Source organism: Pseudomonas fluorescens (assembly GCF_041354075.1).
GTDB lineage: Bacteria > Pseudomonadota > Gammaproteobacteria > Pseudomonadales > Pseudomonadaceae > Aquipseudomonas > Aquipseudomonas fluorescens_CE.
Genome location: NZ_JARZGC010000002.1, coordinates 52,656 through 67,013, shown reverse-complemented (window position 1 = coordinate 67,013; position 14,358 = coordinate 52,656). Strand labels below are relative to the sequence as shown.

Sequence of the window (14,358 nt, the reverse complement as noted above, 5' to 3'; positions counted from 1 at the left end):
CACATTTGATTTGCACCAAAACTACTACCAAATAACGAGAGCCCCTCCTGCCAACGGCGCATTCGTGCGGCAGGCGGGGCTCCTTACTATCGGTGCATCGCCTGTCGGTCCGACAGGCCTCGACCCAGACAGAGGCTCACCATGATTTACGCACAACCCGGAACACCCGGTGCCGTCGTTTCCTTCAAGGCACGCTACGGCAACTTCATTGGCGGCGAGTTCGTTGCGCCGGTCGATGGCCAGTATTTCACCAACACTTCACCGGTCAACGGCGAAGTGATCGCCGAATTCCCGCGCTCGAGCGCCGCCGACATCGACAAGGCCCTCGACGCGGCCCATGCCGCCGCCGACGCCTGGGGCAAGACCTCGGCCCAGGACCGCTCCCTGGTGCTGTTGAAGATTGCCGACCGCATCGAACAGAACCTGGAAATCCTCGCCGTCAGCGAAACCTGGGACAACGGCAAGGCCGTGCGCGAAACCCTCAACGCCGACGTGCCGCTGGCGGCCGATCATTTCCGTTACTTCGCCGGCTGCATCCGCGCCCAGGAAGGCGGCGCCGCCGAGATCAACGAGCTGACCACCGCCTACCATTTCCATGAGCCCCTGGGCGTGGTCGGGCAGATCATCCCGTGGAACTTCCCGCTGCTGATGGCCGCGTGGAAACTTGCCCCGGCCCTGGCCGCCGGCAACTGCATCGTGCTCAAGCCCGCCGAACAGACGCCGCTGTCAATCATGGTCTTCGCCGAACTGATCGGTGACCTGTTGCCGGCCGGTGTGCTCAACATCGTTCAAGGGTTCGGTCGCGAAGCCGGTGAAGCACTGGCCACCAGCAAGCGCATCGCCAAGATTGCCTTCACCGGCTCCACCCCGGTCGGGGCGCACATCATGCATTGCGCCGCCGAGAACATCATTCCGAGCACCGTCGAACTGGGCGGCAAGTCGCCGAACATCTTCTTCGAAGACATCATGCAGGCCGAACCGGCGTTCATCGAGAAAGCCGCCGAAGGTCTGGTACTGGCCTTCTTCAACCAGGGTGAGGTGTGCACCTGTCCGTCCCGCGCACTGGTGCAGGAGTCGATCTACGAGCCGTTCATGGCTGAAGTGATGAAGAAGATCGTCAAGATCAAGCGCGGCAACCCGCTGGACACCGAAACCATGGTCGGCGCCCAGGCGTCGGAGCAGCAATACGACAAGATCCTCTCGTACCTGAACATTGCCCAGGAGGAGGGCGCCGAGCTGCTCACCGGCGGCGCGGCCGAGCGCCTGGAGGGCGACCTGTCCAGCGGCTACTACATCCAGCCGACGCTGCTCAAGGGCACCAACAAGATGCGTGTGTTCCAGGAGGAAATCTTCGGGCCGGTGGTGGGTGTCACCACCTTCAAGGACGAAGCCGAAGCCCTGGCCATCGCCAACGACACCGAATTCGGCCTCGGCGCCGGCCTGTGGACCCGCGACATCAACCGCGCCTATCGCATGGGCCGGGCGATCAAGGCCGGGCGAGTGTGGACCAACTGCTACCACCTTTACCCGGCCCATGCCGCGTTCGGTGGCTACAAGAAGTCCGGTGTCGGTCGCGAGAACCACAAGATGATGCTCGACCACTACCAGCAGACCAAGAACCTGCTGGTGAGCTACGACATCAATCCGTTGGGGTTTTTCTGATAGCAGCGGTGATACCTGTGGGAGCGGGCTTGCTCGCGATTACGGTCGAACATTCACCGCCGAATGTGCTGGCCTCATCGCGAGCAGGCTCGCTCCCACATTGGTTTTGCGGTTATCCAACGACCCGCTACCAACGCACCCCGCACCTTCGTTCCAAAGTAGCATTCGGGCCTGTCGCGGCCCGTGCATTAATGACCTGACCGGAATTGCCCGGCACAAGAAGAGGATTGACCCATGTGGACTAAACCCGCGTTTACCGATCTGCGCATTGGCTTCGAAGTGACGATGTATTTCGCCAACCGTTGATCGTTCACCCGGCCAGCCGTGGTGTTGGCCGGGCCTGCCTTCTGGAGCATTGCTCATGCACATCCGCGTTCTCGGCTCCGCCGCCGGCGGTGGTTTTCCGCAGTGGAACTGCAACTGCCGGCAATGCGCCGGTGTCCGCAGCGGCAGCCTGCGGGCGCAGCGTCGCACGCAGTCGTCGATTGCCTTGAGCGATGACGGTGTGAACTGGCTGCTGTGCAATGCCTCCCCTGACATTCGCGCGCAACTCGAGGGTTTCGCGCCGTTGCAACCGGCGCGCCGCCTGCGCGACACGGCGATTGCCGGTGTGCTGTTGATGGACAGCCAGATCGACCATTGCACCGGCCTGCTGAGCCTGCGCGAAGGTTGCCCGCATTCGGTGTGGTGCACCGCGCGGGTTCACGAAGACCTGAGCAGCGGGTTCCCCTTGTTCCCCATGCTCGAACACTGGAACGGCGGCTTGCAGTGGCGGCCGATCGGACTGGACCGCGAGCCCTTCCAGATTCCCGCCTGCGAGCATCTGCGCTTGCGCGCCATCCCCCTGGTCAGCAACGCGCCACCGTATTCGCCCAACCGTGGCAACCCGCAGCCCGGCGACACCATCGGCCTGTTCATCGAAGACCTGCGCTCCGGCGCTGCGGTGTTCTACGCCCCGGGCCTGGGCCGGATCGACGACGACGTCGCCCGCTGGATGGACCGCGCCGATTGCCTGCTGCTGGACGGCACCCTGTGGCGCGATGACGAAATGCGCGTGTGTGGCGTCGGCCAGAGCCTGGGCAGCGACATGGGCCACCTGCCGCAAAGTGGACCGGGCGGGATGCTCGAAGTGCTGGAAGACTTTCCCCGCCAGCGCAAGGTGCTGATCCACATCAACAACACCAACCCGATACTCGACGAGGACTCGGCGGAGCGGGCGTTGCTGGAGCGGCGGGGGGTTGAGGTGGCGTATGACGGCATGAGTATTGTGCTGTAGCTGATGGCCTCATCGCGAGCAGGGCTCGCTCCCACAGTTTTTTGTGGACACCACCGAACCCTGTGGGAGTGGGCTTGCCCGCGAAGGGGCCCTTCCAGACAACAAAAATAACCGGAGAAGCACCATGCCCCAGACTCCCATGACCCCCGCTGAATTCGAGCAAGCCCTGCGCACCAAGGGTGCCTATTACCACATCCATCATCCGTTTCACCAAGCCATGTACGCCGGTCGCGCCACGCGCGAACAGATCCAGGGCTGGGTCGCCAACCGCTTCTATTACCAGGTGAACATCCCGCTCAAGGACGCCGCGATCCTCGCCAACTGCCCCGATCGTGAGGTGCGCCGCGAATGGCTGCAACGGATTCTCGACCACGACGGCGCGCCCGGCAGCGAGGGCGGTATCGAAGCCTGGTTGCGCCTGGGCGAAGCCGTGGGCCTGGACCGCGACCAGATCCTGTCCCAGGAACGGGTATTGCCGGGCGTGCGCTTTGCCGTGGACGCCTACGTCAACTTCGCCCGTCGGGCCTGCTGGCAGGAAGCGGCCAGCAGTTCATTGACCGAATTGTTCGCGCCGCAGATCCATCAGTCCCGTCTCGATGCCTGGCCGACGCATTACCCGTGGATCGACGCCGGCGGCTACGACTACTTCCGCACGCGCCTGGGGCAGGCACGGCGTGACGTCGAGCATGGCCTGCGCATCACCCTGGCGCACTACGTCACGGTCGAGGGCCAGCAACGCATGCTGGAAATCCTGCAGTTCAAGCTCGATGTGCTGTGGAGCATGCTCGACGCCATGAGCATGGCCTATGAACTGGAGCGTCCGCCTTATCACACGGTCACCCGGGACAACGTCTGGCATCGGGGGATTGTGCTGTGAGCCTGATCGACCGAGGGCAATCGCCGGCATTGCGCCGGGGTTTTCGCCTGCAATGGGAGCCGCGCCAGGACTGCCACGTGCTGCTGTACCCCGAGGGCATGATCAAGCTCAATGCCAGCGCCGGGCAGATTCTCGGCCTGGTGGATGGGCAACGCAGCGTGGCTGCCATCATCGACGCACTGTCGGCGAGTTTCCCCGGCGTGCCGGGGATCGACGAGGATGTACTGGCGTTCCTGGAGGTGGCCCATGCGCAGTTCTGGATCGAGTGACGCGCTACCCGGCCCGCCCTTGTGGCTGCTCGCCGAGCTGACGTATCGCTGCCCCTTGCAGTGCCCGTACTGCTCCAACCCCCTGGACTTCGCTCAACAGGGCGCGGAGTTGACCACCCAGGAGTGGATTCGTGTGTTCGCCGAGGCGCGGGCCATGGGCGCCGCGCAGCTGGGCTTTTCCGGCGGTGAGCCGCTGGTGCGCCAGGACCTGGCCGAGCTGATCAAGGCGGCCCGGGACATGGGTTACTACACTAACCTGATCACTTCAGGCATCGGCCTGAGCGAAGAAAAGATCGCCGCGTTCAAGGTGGCCGGGCTCGATCACATCCAGATCAGCTTCCAGGCGGCGGACGAAACGGTGAACAACATGCTCGCCGGTTCGCGCAAGGCCTTCGCGCAGAAACTGGCGATGGCCCGCGCAGTCAAAGCCCAGGGTTACCCGATGGTGCTGAACTTCGTCACCCATCGGCACAACATCGACCGCATCGACCGGATCATCGAGCTGTGCCTGGAGCTGGAGGCGGACTTCGTTGAATTGGCGACCTGCCAGTTCTACGGCTGGGCCGAACTCAATCGCGTCGGGCTGCTCCCCACCCGCGAGCAATTGCAGCGCGCCGAAGGCATCACCAACGATTACCGCCAGCGCCTGGAAGCCCAGGGACATCCGTGCAAACTGATCTTCGTCACCCCGGACTACTACGAGGAGCGCCCGAAAACCTGCATGAACGGCTGGGCCAACCTGTTTCTCGACATCACCCCGGACGGCACCGCGTTACCGTGCCACAGTGCCCGGCAACTGCCGGTGCAGTTTCCCAATGTGCGCGAGCACAGCATCGAGCACATCTGGAACCATTCCTTCGGGTTCAATCGCTTTCGCGGCGATGACTGGATGAAGGAACCCTGCCGCTCCTGCGATGAAAAGCACAAGGACCTCGGCGGCTGTCGCTGTCAGGCGTTCATGCTCACCGGCGATGCCGAGAATGCCGATCCGGTGTGCAGCAAGTCGCCGCATCACGGCGTAATCCTCAAGGCCCGGGAAGAAGCCGACGCGCCGGGGCAGGGCATGGAACACCTGACCCTGCGCAACGAAAAGGCCTCGCGGCTGATCTATCGCGGCTAGCCCAGACACCACAAATCCCCTGTGGGAGCGGGCTTGCTCGCGATGGCGGTGTCAAACTTGACGAATAGGCTGGCTGACCCACCGAATCGCGAGCAAGCCCGCTCCCACAGGGGCCTGCGGTGAACCAGGTATTGAGCACACCCATCAATTGGTCTGATTGCATTCGCAGCCGGATGGGTTAGTGTGGCTTCATCTTCCAAAACAATAAAAACAGGCTTTCCGATGAGCCAGAGTCTCAGTCAGCTGCGTAAATTCGTTTCGCCTGAAATCATCTTCGGTGCCGGGTGCCGGCACAATGTGGGCAATTACGCCAAGACCTTTGGCGCGCGCAAGGTCCTGGTGGTCAGCGACCCCGGGGTGATTGCCGCCGGGTGGGTGGCTGATGTCGAAGCCAGCCTGCAGGCCATCGGTATCGATTACTGCCTCTACACCGGCGTGTCGCCCAACCCACGGGTCGAGGAAGTGATGCTCGGTGCCGAGCTGTACCGGGAAAACCATTGCGACGTGATCGTTGCCGTCGGCGGCGGCAGCCCGATGGATTGCGGCAAGGCCATTGGCATCGTCGTCGCCCACGGGCGCAGCATCCTCGAGTTCGAAGGCGTGGACACCATCCGCGTGCCCAGCCCGCCATTGATCCTGATCCCGACCACCGCCGGCACCTCGGCGGACGTCTCGCAGTTCGTGATCATTTCCAACCAGCAGGAACGCATGAAGTTTTCCATCGTCAGCAAGGCGGTGGTGCCGGACGTGTCGCTGATCGACCCGGAAACCACCCTGAGCATGGACCCGTTCCTGTCCGCCTGTACCGGCATCGATGCACTGGTGCACGCCATCGAGGCCTTCGTTTCCACCGGCCACGGGCCCTTGACCGACCCCCATGCGCTGGAGGCGATGCGCCTGATCAACGGCAACCTGGTGCAGATGATCGCCAACCCGACGGACATCGCCCTGCGCGAGAAAATCATGCTCGGCAGCATGCAGGCCGGCCTGGCGTTTTCCAACGCGATCCTTGGTGCGGTGCACGCCATGTCCCACAGCCTCGGCGGATTCCTCGATTTGCCCCACGGCCTGTGCAATGCGGTGCTGGTGGAGCACGTGGTGGCGTTCAACTACAGCTCGGCGCCGGAGCGGTTCAAGGTGATCGCCGAGACCTTTGGCATCGATTGCCGGGGGCTCAATCACCGGCAGATCTGCGGGCGGCTGGTGGAACACCTGATTGCCCTCAAACACGCGATCGGCTTCCATGAAACCCTGGGTTTGCACGGGGTCAGTACGGCGGACATTCCGTTTCTGTCGCAACACGCCATGGACGATCCGTGCATCCTGACCAACCCGCGCGAGTCCAGCCAGCGTGATGTCGAGGTCGTTTATGGCGAAGCCCTCTGACGACCAGCAACGGGCGCTGGCGGGGCTGTTGGGGCTGGGCAGCCACTCGGCGCGCAAGAGCCATTACCCGGAACTGGCGGCGCGCCTGGACGAGCTCGAAGCCGAGCGCAATCGCTACAAGTGGCTGTTCGAAAATGCCGTGCATGGCATCTTCCAGGCCAGCCTGAAGCAGGGCATGCGCGCCGCCAACCCGGCGATGGCACGCATGCTCGGCTATCAGAACCCTCAGCAAGTCTTGTTTTCCCTGGCGGACCTGGCGAGCAACCTGTTCGTCGGTGGCGCCGAGGAGCTGGAAAACATCGGCGAGATCCTGCGCCATCAGGGCAGCCTGCACGGCTACGAAACCCAGTTGCGCCGCCAGGACGGCAGCCACCTCGACGTGTTGATGAACCTGTTGCTCAAGCCCGGCCAGGAAGGGCTGGTGGAAGGGTTCGTTGCCGACATCACCGAGCGCAAGCTGGCGCAGCAGCGCCTGCAGCAGCTCAATGATCAGCTGGAACAGCGGGTCGCCGCGCGCACCGATGAGTTGCTCGAAGCCAACCGCAACCTGCAACAACAGATCACCCAGCGCAAGCAGATCGCCGAGGCCCTGCGCGATGCCCGCGACGCCGCCGAGGCCGCCAACCACAGCAAGGACAAATACCTCGCCGCCGCCAGTCACGACCTGCTGCAACCGCTCAACGCCGCGCGCTTGCTGATTTCCACCTTGCGCGAACGCAAACTGCCGGAGGACGAGCAGGTGCTGGTCGAGCGCACCCATCAGGCCCTGGAAGGTGCGGAGGACCTGCTCACCGACCTGCTGGACATTTCCCGCCTCGATCAGGCAGCGGTCAAGCCGGATGTGGCCTTGTACCGCCTCGACGAGTTGCTCGGGCCGTTGGTGTCGGAGTTCCAGTCGGTCGCCGCAGTCGCCGGGTTGGGCTTGCGTGTGCACATGGGCGACTACGCCATTCGTACCGACCTGCGCCTGGTGACCCGGATCCTGCGCAACTTCCTCAGCAACGCCTGCCGCTACACCGATCAGGGCAACATCCTGCTCGGGGCCAGGCGTCGCGGTGACTTTTTGCGGCTGGAGGTCTGGGACACCGGGCGGGGCATCCCGGCGGATCGCCTTGACTCGATCTTCCTCGAGTTCAATCAGCTGGATGTCGGCCGCGCCGCCGACCGCAAAGGCGTCGGCCTGGGGCTGGCGATTGTCGAGCGGATCGCCAAGATCCTCGACTACCGGATCCAGGTGCGGTCGCGGCCGGGGCGCGGCTCGCTGTTCAGCATCGAGGTGCCGATTTCCATGGAGGTGCCATTGCCCATCAGCCTCGCGCCGCCGCAACCGGGGGCGGGCAATCCGTTACCGGGCCGGCGTTTGCTGGTGCTGGACAATGAAGTGAGCATCCTGCAAAGCATGAGCGCGCTGCTCGGGCAGTGGGGCTGCGAGGTGGTCACCGCTACCGATGAAGCTGCCGCGCTGGCGGCGTTGAAAGGGCAAGCGCCGGAACTGATCCTGGCGGACTACCACCTCGACCATGGCGTGGTCGGCTGCGAAGTGGTGCGGCGTCTGCGTGAACATTTCCGCCGCACGATTCCGGCGGTGATCATCACGGCGGACCGCACCGATCAATGCCGACGCTCGCTGCAAAGGCTCGATGCACCGCTGCTGAACAAACCGGTGAAACCCGGCAAGCTGCGGGCGGTGCTGAGTCAGATGCTGGGGTAGACCAGGCGTCCGCATCCCCCCTGTAGGAGCGAGCATGCTCGCGATGGTCGCCAACGATGACGCGGGGCGCCTGGATGCCAGCGGTGTCAGTACCACCATCGCGAGCATGCTCGCTCCTACAGGGGCGCCATCGTCGGAACGCCGCCGGGGGCGAGTGGGCGCAGGGGGATCAGATAGGTGTGTATTGCAGACTGAAACCCAGCTCCGTGCTCTGGTCCTGCTCCAGTAACACCAGACCCGGGCGGCCCGGCAGATGGTGGGCATTGACCGGATGGCTGACCGGCTCGATGCAGAAGAAACCCAGGTCCACCGGGCAGTAGAGCAGGAAGTATTCGCTGCCGTGGGCCTGGCATTCCAGTTCATAGCCCAGGTCCGCCTGCTGGATCAGGCAATGCCCATCCCAGCCGCAGAAACCGTTGTCGACCAGGGTGTCGGGCAGGCCTTTGAGTGAGTGGAAATCCCAATCGGCGGGCACCGGACTGAGTCGGGTCGGCATTTTGGACGCATCGCACAACCAGACTTGCCCGGCCTTGGCCTGCAACCGTGTGCCGCGGGTGCGCGGCAGATAGGGGTGCAACCCCAGGCCATGCCAGGCAGCGCGTTCGGCCAGATGGGTGACGTGCAGGTCAATGCTCAGTTTGCCGCCGCTCAAGTGAAACCGTTGCCGGGCGCGGTAGGCGAACGGGGTGCTGCTGTCGAGTTGCAGCAGCACTTCATCGGTTGTCCGCGAGACAACCTGCCACGGCTGCTGCCAGGCGCTGCCATGGATGGGATAAGGATCGGTCAGCGTGTTGGGTTCCAGGGCCAGCCAGCCATCCGGGCGGTCGAAACCGTCGTCGGAAATGCGGTTCGACCAGGGCACCAGGGGAAATCCGCCGAGTTTGTTGGCAAGCCCGGTGTTCAGTGCCTCGGCGTCGCTGTGACGCAACAGCGGCTGTCCACTGCGCAGCACCGTCCAGTTGACGATGGCGCCACCGGTGTCGGGGGAGAGGGTGAGGCGGGTGAGTTCGTCTTCGAGTTCAAGCAGTGTGGACGTCATATTGACCAGCGATATGAAGGAGGACGTGGGATGGCTGCAGGAGCCGGCGAACCGGACCCCTGCAAGTCAACGAAGCCCGGTTACAACACCAGGTGCGGCAACCACAGCGACAGTGCCGGAATGTAGGTCACTGCCATCAGTACCAGGAACAGCACGGCGTAGAACGGCAGCAGCGCCTTCACAGTCGTTTCGATACTGACCTTGCCCACGGCGGACCCCACGAAGAGCACCGCGCCCACGGGCGGTGTGATCAAGCCAATCCCCAGGTTCACCAGCATGATCATGCCGAAGTGTACCGGGTCGACACCGATGCCCAGAATCACCGGCAGCAGGATGGGCGTGAGAATGAGGATCAGCGGGGCCATGTCCATCACGGCGCCGAGCAGCAGCAACATGACGTTGATGCACATCAGGATCACGTAGCGGTTGTCCGACAGCGTCAGGAACAGCGTGGTGATTTTCGCCGGGATCTGCATCAGCGTCATGATGTAGCCGAAGCTCGCGGCGAAGCCGATCAGGATCATCACGATCGAGATGGTCCGCACGGTGCGGTGCATCAGTTTCGGCAACTCGCTCCACTTGTAGTCGCGGTAGATGAACATGGTGACGAAGAACGCCCAGAGCACCGCGATGGCGGCCGACTCGGTGGCGGTGAATACGCCCGAGAGAATCCCGCCGAGAATGATCACCATGGCCATCAGGCCCCACATCGCTTCGCCGCAGATTTTCAGCGCCTGCTTGAGGGGAATGACTTCGCCCTTGGGGTAATCACGCTTCTTGGCGAAGATCAGGCACAGCACCATCAGGCACGCGCTCATCAACAGACCCGGGACGATGCCCGCCATGAACAGCGAGGCAATCGACACCGTACCGCCGGCCGCCAGCGAGTAGATCACCGAGTTGTGGCTGGGCGGGGTGAGCAACGCCTGCACCGAACCGCTGACGGTCACGGCGGTGGCGAACTCGCGGGGATAACCTTTGCGTTCCATTTCCGGGATCAGCACCGAACCCACCGAGGCGGTGTCCGCGACCGAGGAGCCGGAAATCGCGCCGAAGAAGGTCGAGGCCATGATGTTGACCAGCGACAGGCCACCGCGCACGAAACCCACCAGCACGCCAGCGAACGCCACCAGGCGCCGGGACATGCCGCCCTCGGCCATGATTGCGCCGGCCAATACGAAAAACGGAATCGCCAACAGGGAGAACTTGTTGACGCCGCCGGCGACCTGAATCATCAGCGCCTGGAACGGAATATCGATCCACCAGGCGCCAATCAACGCAGACAGGCCCAGGGCATACGCCACCGGCATGCCAATCAGGATCAACACGAGAAAACTGCCAATCAGAATCAGAGCGTCCATTTATGCGCCACCTTCGCTTTCTTCAACCAGGTCGAAACGCACGACCCGACGGTTGCTCTGGTCACCGAGCAGCAGTTTTTCCAAGACAAAAATCAGCGTCAGCAAACCGCCCACGGGAATGGGCATATAGGTGATGCCTACACGCAGGGACGGCAGGGCGGCCATGAACTGGTTCCAGGTGGACAGGCACAACTTGGTGCCCCAAATGGTCATGAACAGGCACACCGTGGCCATCAGCAGTTGCGAGAAAACGCCCACGGCCTGGCGCACGGACGGGTTCATGCGGTCGGTGAGCATGGCCACCGCCATGTGTGCGCCGGCGCGGTAGCTGGCGGCGGCACCGATGAAGGTAAACACCATCATCAGCAGGATGGCGGTGGGCTCAGGCCAGCTGGAGCCTGAACCCAGAACATAACGGGCGAACACGCCCCAGGGAATGATCAGTGCAATGGCGAGCACTGACAGGCCGGCGACCCAGATGCAGGACATGTAAATCCGGTCGTTGATGCGCAGCAGTTGATTCTTCATCGGGTTCCACCGTAACCGGGCGCGCACCGACGTACAGCAACGTCAGTGGCGCCGGGCCTTTCTTGAATGCAGGGAGGATTACTGGACGGCTTCGATGCGCTTGATCAGGTCAGCGTAAGGCGCGCCGTACTTCTCGCGGATCGAGGCGGTGGCCTCGTAGAAAGGCTTTTTGTCGACGGTGATGAACTCGACACCCGCCGCCTTGAGCTTCTCTTCGCTGCTGGCGGACTTGGCGTCCCACAGGGTGCGCTCCTGAGCCTGGGCAGCCTTGGCCGCTTTCTTCACCAGGGCCTGTTGGTCGGGGCTGAGTTTGTCCCAGGTGATTTTCGACATCACGATCGGCTCGGGCAGGATCAGGTGACCGGTCAGGCTGTAGAACTTGGCGTTCTGGTAATGGTTGTGCTCGAGCAGGGTCGGCGGGTTGTTTTCCGCGCCATCGATCACGCCCGTCTGCAGGGCGCTGAAGATTTCGCCGGTGTCCATGGCGATACCATTTCCGCCCATGGCGTTGATGGTTTCAATGAACATCGGGTTGCCCTGGACACGGATTTTCATGCCCTTGAGGTCTTCCAGCTTGCGTACCGGCTTTTTCGTGTAGATGTTGCGCGTGCCGCCGTCCATCCAGGCCAGGGCGACCAGGCCGAACTCGGAATCGGTGATCTTGTCGAGGATGGCGTCGCCCACTTCGCCGTCGATGACCTTGCGCATGTGCGCCTGGTCGCGGAACACGAACGGCATGTTGAACACGTTCACGTCCGGCACAACCGGCCCGACGATGCCCAGACTGACGCGCGCCATCTGGATGGCGCCGACCTGGGCCTGTTCGATCACTTCCTTTTCCGACCCCAGCACGCCGCCGGCGAACATCTTGAAGGTCAGTTTGCCGTCGCTTTCGGCCACCAGGGTTTTACCCAGTTGTTCTTCGGCGGTGACGGTCGGGTAGCCGGCGGGGTGGATGTCGGCGAATTTGATTTCCAGTGCCTGGACGGCACTGCTGAGGGTGAACACGAGGGGGAGTGCAGCAGCGAGCAGAGTGCGTTTGAAATCCATGGGGTGAGTCTCCAGTGTTGTTATTTTTTTTGTATTCAAGGCGCAGCGTTGCAGCAGAGTTGCCTGTAGCTAGGGGGTGAAGAGGGGTTCGGCCAGTCCTTTGACGCCGGGGTCGAGGGCGAATACGCCACCGGCCAGCGATTGCGGGTCCTGGTCATCGCCGGGGCGGATCGAGGTCACGAACAGCGTGTCCAGTCGACTGCCACCGAAGGCGCACATGCTCGGTTTTTTCACCGGAACGGTGAGGGAGCGGTCGAGGCGACCGTCCGGGGTAAAACGGTGAATCAGCCCGGCATCGTTGGCGCAGATCCAGTAGCAGCCTTCGGCATCGACAGCCGCGCCATCGGGGCGGCCGGGCAGCGGCTTCATATCGACGAACAGCCGGCGATTGGATGGTGTGCCGCTGTCGGTGTCGTAATCGAACGCCCAGATCTGCTGGGACAGCGGGTGGGAGTCGGACAGGTACATCGTGCGCCCGTCCGGGCTGAAACCCAGGCCGTTGGGCACGATAAAACCGTCCAGTTGCGCGGTGACGGGCCCGTGTTGCCCGGCGCTGTAACGATAGAGTTCGCCCTCGACCGCATTGGCGCCCATGTCCAGCACCATGCTGCCGGCCCAGAAACGCCCCTGGCGATCACAGCGACCATCGTTGAGGCGCATGTCCGTGCGGGCATGATCGATGTGGGCCAGCAACTGGCTGTCGATGCTGCCGTCGGCGTGGGGGTGCAGGCTGAAAAAGCCGCTTTCCATGCCGGCGACCCAATGGCCGTCACGGTGGCGGACGATGCAGGCGAGCATTTCCGGGGTGGTCCAGCGCTCGACGCGGCCGCTCTCGGCGCTCCAGCGCTGCAGCGTCCCGACCGGAATATCCACCCAGTAGAGGGCATTTTCCTCGGGCACCCAGACCGGGCTTTCACCGACCGCGTTGCGGGCGTCGACAATCAATTCGGCTTGCATGGCGCTTCGTTCCCCTGGTTTTTGTTATGGGATCTGCTCGACGCTCAGTCGCCGAACGGGCCGGCTGCGACGAAGGCGCCGCCCTGATAGACCATCGCCGGGTCATCGGCGGCCGGCATCGGCTGCGCCTCGACCTTGTCGCGGAACACTTCGGACGTGTCTTTCGGTGCATAACCCAGGGCAGTGGCGTAGCGGTTGTCCCACCAGACGTTCTTGTTGTCGGAGGCGCCGTAGACCACGGTGTGGCCGACGTTCGGCGCGTACAGCGAACGTTCGATCAGGTGAGTCAGGTCGCCGAAGCTCAGCCAGGTGCTCATCATCCGGCGGTTCTGCGGTTCCGGGAACGAAGAGCCGATGCGGATGCTCACGGTTTCGATGCCATAGCGGTCGAAGTAGAAAGTAGCCACGTCTTCGCCATAGGATTTGGACAGGCCGTAGTAGCTGTCCGGGCGGCGAGGGGAGTGGGCATCGATCACTTCATCCTGTTTGTAGAAGCCGATCACATGGTTGGAGCTGGCGAATATCACGCGCTTCACGCCGTGACGACGCGCCGCTTCATAAATGTGGAAGACGCCGCAGATGTTGGCGCCGAGGATGTCTTCGAACGAGTGCTCGGTCGAGACGCCGCCGAAGTGCAGGATCGCGTCCACGCCTTCGACCAGGTGATGCACGGCTTGCTTGTCCGCGAGGTCGCAGATCACCACTTCCTCGCGCTCATCGATGGCCGGGGCAATGTTGGCGATGTCCGACAGGCGAATCACCTTGGCATAAGGCTTCAGGCTTTCGCGCAGCACTTTACCCAGGCCACCGGCAGCACCGGTCAGCAGGAGACGATTGAAAGGGGCATTGGGCGTGGTGGTCATGGTGGTTCCTGTACGCGAAATCGTTATTGAATTTGTTGTAGGTTGTCGTACGACGATTCGGAAGTATCGTAAGGGTTTTCAGCTGTTGTCAACGCGACTTTGGTGGAAATTGGACGACTGGAACCTGTAGGAGCGAGCATGCTCCGGGCGGCCTTCCGACGATGGTCGTGAACGATGATGCGGGCATCCTGAATCAACGCGGCGCACTTGAGTCCATCGCGAGCATGCTCGCTCCTACAGAGGGGCGGTAGCTGGCAAT

Annotated in this window: 14 protein-coding genes; 8 read left to right on the top strand and 6 right to left on the bottom strand. The window is 62.9% G+C overall.

The window, feature by feature from the left end; genetic code table 11:
* The first annotated feature begins 141 nt into the window (after nt 1-141).
* The 8 genes from exaC to QIW53_RS02565 all read left to right on the top strand — a co-directional run bounded on the left by exaC (nt 142) and on the right by QIW53_RS02565 (nt 8,301).
* Nucleotides 142-1,662 carry an acetaldehyde dehydrogenase ExaC gene (gene exaC, locus QIW53_RS02600; protein WP_371048135.1) on the top strand — a complete coding sequence of 507 codons (1,521 nt, stop codon included), beginning with the start codon at nt 142-144 and terminating at the stop codon, nt 1,660-1,662.
* 234 nt (nt 1,663-1,896) lie between these two features.
* The gene (gene pqqA / locus QIW53_RS02595) at nt 1,897-1,968 is read left to right on the top strand and encodes a pyrroloquinoline quinone precursor peptide PqqA (RefSeq protein WP_003253598.1); all 72 of its coding nucleotides are present in this window, start codon (nt 1,897-1,899) and stop codon (nt 1,966-1,968) included.
* A gap of 55 nt (nt 1,969-2,023) precedes the next feature.
* A complete protein-coding gene (pqqB, locus tag QIW53_RS02590; RefSeq protein ID WP_371048134.1) occupies nt 2,024-2,938 on the top strand; it encodes a pyrroloquinoline quinone biosynthesis protein PqqB in 915 nt (304 codons plus the stop codon).
* Nucleotides 2,939-3,062: 124 nt separating this feature from the next.
* On the top strand, nt 3,063-3,815 hold the full coding sequence (gene pqqC, locus QIW53_RS02585; RefSeq protein WP_371048133.1) for a pyrroloquinoline-quinone synthase PqqC: 753 nt from the start codon (nt 3,063-3,065) through the stop codon (nt 3,813-3,815).
* Nucleotides 3,812-4,084: a pyrroloquinoline quinone biosynthesis peptide chaperone PqqD gene (gene pqqD / locus QIW53_RS02580; RefSeq protein ID WP_371048132.1), complete on the top strand. Its 273-nt coding sequence runs from the start codon at nt 3,812-3,814 to the stop codon at nt 4,082-4,084. The genes pqqC and pqqD overlap by 4 nt, the downstream gene beginning before the upstream one ends.
* Nucleotides 4,062-5,204: a pyrroloquinoline quinone biosynthesis protein PqqE gene (pqqE, locus tag QIW53_RS02575; RefSeq protein WP_371048131.1), complete on the top strand. Its 1,143-nt coding sequence runs from the start codon at nt 4,062-4,064 to the stop codon at nt 5,202-5,204. The genes pqqD and pqqE overlap by 23 nt, the downstream gene beginning before the upstream one ends.
* A gap of 222 nt (nt 5,205-5,426) precedes the next feature.
* A complete protein-coding gene (gene ercA, locus QIW53_RS02570) occupies nt 5,427-6,590 on the top strand; it encodes an alcohol dehydrogenase-like regulatory protein ErcA (protein WP_371048130.1) in 1,164 nt (387 codons plus the stop codon).
* Complete coding sequence (locus QIW53_RS02565) at nt 6,574-8,301, top strand: PAS domain-containing hybrid sensor histidine kinase/response regulator (RefSeq protein WP_371048129.1); 1,728 nt, start codon at nt 6,574-6,576, stop codon at nt 8,299-8,301. Before ercA ends, QIW53_RS02565 begins: the two co-directional genes overlap by 17 nt.
* 169 nt (nt 8,302-8,470) lie before the next feature.
* On the opposite strand, the gene QIW53_RS02560 is transcribed toward QIW53_RS02565, so the two are convergent.
* The 6 genes from QIW53_RS02560 to QIW53_RS02535 form a co-directional block, all read right to left on the bottom strand.
* Entirely contained in the window at nt 8,471-9,340 is an 870-nt protein-coding gene (locus tag QIW53_RS02560) for an aldose 1-epimerase (RefSeq protein WP_371048128.1), read from the bottom strand.
* Nucleotides 9,341-9,420: 80 nt separating this feature from the next.
* Nucleotides 9,421-10,701, bottom strand: coding sequence for a TRAP transporter large permease (locus QIW53_RS02555; protein ID WP_371048127.1), 1,281 nt, complete (start codon nt 10,699-10,701; stop codon nt 9,421-9,423).
* The gene (locus tag QIW53_RS02550) at nt 10,702-11,229 is read right to left on the bottom strand and encodes a TRAP transporter small permease (protein WP_371048126.1); all 528 of its coding nucleotides are present in this window, start codon (nt 11,227-11,229) and stop codon (nt 10,702-10,704) included.
* 78 nt (nt 11,230-11,307) lie between these two features.
* Nucleotides 11,308-12,279: a TRAP transporter substrate-binding protein gene (locus QIW53_RS02545; RefSeq protein WP_192303112.1), complete on the bottom strand. Its 972-nt coding sequence runs from the start codon at nt 12,277-12,279 to the stop codon at nt 11,308-11,310.
* A gap of 69 nt (nt 12,280-12,348) precedes the next feature.
* Nucleotides 12,349-13,236 carry an SMP-30/gluconolactonase/LRE family protein gene (locus QIW53_RS02540; RefSeq protein WP_371048125.1) on the bottom strand — a complete coding sequence of 296 codons (888 nt, stop codon included), beginning with the start codon at nt 13,234-13,236 and terminating at the stop codon, nt 12,349-12,351.
* Between the two features lie 44 nt (nt 13,237-13,280).
* On the bottom strand, nt 13,281-14,099 hold the full coding sequence (locus QIW53_RS02535) for an NAD-dependent epimerase/dehydratase family protein (protein WP_371048124.1): 819 nt from the start codon (nt 14,097-14,099) through the stop codon (nt 13,281-13,283).
* Nucleotides 14,100-14,358: the final 259 nt, after the last annotated feature.

Excerpts from the sequence above, each read along its gene's own strand:
- exaC (WP_371048135.1), top strand. The coding sequence starts at position 142 with ATGATTTACGCACAACCCGGAACACCCGGTGCCGTCGTTTCCTTCAAG.
- pqqB (WP_371048134.1), top strand. The coding sequence starts at position 2,024 with ATGCACATCCGCGTTCTCGGCTCCGCCGCCGGCGGTGGTTTTCCGCAG.
- pqqC (WP_371048133.1), top strand. The coding sequence starts at position 3,063 with ATGCCCCAGACTCCCATGACCCCCGCTGAATTCGAGCAAGCCCTGCGC.
- pqqE (WP_371048131.1), top strand. The coding sequence starts at position 4,062 with ATGCGCAGTTCTGGATCGAGTGACGCGCTACCCGGCCCGCCCTTGTGG.
- ercA (WP_371048130.1), top strand. The coding sequence starts at position 5,427 with ATGAGCCAGAGTCTCAGTCAGCTGCGTAAATTCGTTTCGCCTGAAATC.
- QIW53_RS02565 (WP_371048129.1), top strand. The coding sequence starts at position 6,574 with ATGGCGAAGCCCTCTGACGACCAGCAACGGGCGCTGGCGGGGCTGTTG.
- QIW53_RS02560 (WP_371048128.1), bottom strand. The coding sequence starts at position 9,340 with ATGACGTCCACACTGCTTGAACTCGAAGACGAACTCACCCGCCTCACC.
- QIW53_RS02555 (WP_371048127.1), bottom strand. The coding sequence starts at position 10,701 with ATGGACGCTCTGATTCTGATTGGCAGTTTTCTCGTGTTGATCCTGATT.
- QIW53_RS02550 (WP_371048126.1), bottom strand. The coding sequence starts at position 11,229 with ATGAAGAATCAACTGCTGCGCATCAACGACCGGATTTACATGTCCTGC.
- QIW53_RS02545 (WP_192303112.1), bottom strand. The coding sequence starts at position 12,279 with ATGGATTTCAAACGCACTCTGCTCGCTGCTGCACTCCCCCTCGTGTTC.
- QIW53_RS02540 (WP_371048125.1), bottom strand. The coding sequence starts at position 13,236 with ATGCAAGCCGAATTGATTGTCGACGCCCGCAACGCGGTCGGTGAAAGC.
- QIW53_RS02535 (WP_371048124.1), bottom strand. The coding sequence starts at position 14,099 with ATGACCACCACGCCCAATGCCCCTTTCAATCGTCTCCTGCTGACCGGT.